The sequence below is a fragment of the Streptomyces sp. NPDC037290 genome (assembly GCF_055603245.1).
Window position 1 is genome coordinate 1 of record NZ_JBVJVZ010000120.1, and the last position, 1,773, is coordinate 1,773.

General features: G+C 61.1%; 2 protein-coding genes. Both read left to right on the forward strand.

Going from position 1 to position 1,773, the window contains the following annotated elements; all coding sequences use genetic code 11:
• Window positions 1–400: DUF5819 family protein (locus ACZ7HQ_RS45265; RefSeq protein WP_471003436.1), on the forward strand; the 400-nt coding region annotated here is incomplete at its 5' end.
• Between the two features lie 95 nt (window positions 401–495).
• Entirely contained in the window at window positions 496–1,440 is a 945-nt protein-coding gene (locus ACZ7HQ_RS45270; protein ID WP_319143878.1) for an HTTM domain-containing protein, read from the forward strand.
• Window positions 1,441–1,773 lie beyond the last annotated feature (333 nt).

Consider the following 1,773-nt stretch of genomic DNA (forward strand, 5'->3'; position numbering starts at 1 on the left):
AGCGACCGATTTCTACGACGTCACCGGCCCCTACGTCCAGACGGTCCAGAGCGACCGCTTCTTCCCGTCACGCATCAACCGTCTGGTCAGCGGGACCGTCGCGCAGTTGGACAGCAGCGACCCGGTCCTTCAGCGACTGCGGGACACTGAAAAAGAAGCGAAGAAGAAGCAACTCCCCCTCCTGCCGTACGAGAAGACGTCCCGGGAACAGGCAGAGAGGTTCCTGAGCCGGTACTCCCTGACGCAAATGCCGGGCGTGTGCGCCGGCCGTCCCGCTGCCGTCCAGGTACGTGTCTACGTGCATGAGCTGCCGCCGTGGTCCCAGCGGAAGGATGAATCCGCCAAGGGGTCCACCAAGTATCAGGACCTGTCCTGGAGAGAGGTTGACACCCTCAAATGAGGAGGATTCTCGAAAAGCTTGACGGGTGGACGTTGAGTCCGGTCAGCGTGGTCGGTGTATCCGGTACCCGAGTTCTTCTCGGATTCGTCGGTCTCATGTACTACATCAGCCAGTACGGTGACCGAGCATTCCTCTTCGGTCCGGACAATGTTCTCCCGTGGCAGGAGTTCGCTGACCGAGTCGCAGAAAACGGCTCTTTCAGCCTTTATGCCATCAGCTCTTCCAGTGCCTGGTTCGAGATTGTTTTCCATCTGGGCATCATCGCCGCGCTTCTGGTCACGCTGGGGGTAGGGGGACGGGTAGGCCTCGCCGTTCACTGGGTTTTCCTGTGGTCGATATACGAACGTCAGACGGTCTTGCTGGACGGCGGGGACAATCTTGCCTACCTCGTCATTCCCATGCTTCTCCTGACGCGCTGCTATGACCGCTTCTCATTTCCCAGTGGGGTAGGCACAAAACTTGCATCCCGCCTGCCTGACAGAGTTCGCGTAACAGCGACGCCGCTGCACAACCTTGGCGTGCTTGCCATCGCGCTCCAGATGTGCCTGGTCTATGTGGTAAGCGGCCTCTACAAGGTTCAGGGGCAGATGTGGCAGGACGGCACCGCTCTCTTCTATGTCCTGAGAGTTCCAGAATTCAGCTTTCCGGCACTGTCGCACCTGGTGTACGAGAACGATTTCCTGGTGTTCTCCGGAACGTATGTGACAGTTCTGTTCCTCGTCTACTTCCCTCTGGGAATTTTGGTACCTGCCCTGCGGCCGTGGGCCGCGGTCATGTCCATTGGTTTCCACCTCGGGATCGGATTGTTCATGGGGCTGACCGGATTCGCCCTGACCATGGTGGCCTGCGATCTGGTCTTCCTGAGCAGAGGGCTGGACGAGGCCGTCACCTACGCGACCACGCGGTTGCAAAAGGCCCGCGCCCGCAGGCTGGAAACGCCCCCGGCCCAAGGCTCACACGACGGGGACACGGCCGGAAGCGGGCAGGTGAAGGAGGACCACACCTCCCCTGAGCCGGTCGGCTCCGGAAGAGCGGGGTAGCCGATCGGCTTGGCCCCGAACCCGCCCCCGGTGCCACCTCCACCTCTGGCATGGCCAGAATGAGGCCACGCAGGCAGGAGGGCTGCTTAGTGTCGGTCAAAAGTACCGGACAGAAGGCTGCTTCACCGGCCGCCGGCTGTGGGTTCTGGCCGACGAGGATAGAGGCGGCCAGCGTCCGGTGTCCTACAGACAGCACTCCGGTGCCGACGATGACACCTTGCGTCTGTGACCGAGAAACGGAGCTGGAAATGAAAGCGCCATCGCCCCAGGACGACCGGCTCAACCGGCAAGGGTGCATGATCGGCCTGTTCTGGATAGAACAAGGCAAGGTTT

Excerpts from the sequence above, each read along its gene's own strand:
- ACZ7HQ_RS45270 (WP_319143878.1), top strand. The coding sequence starts at position 496 with ATGTACTACATCAGCCAGTACGGTGACCGAGCATTCCTCTTCGGTCCG.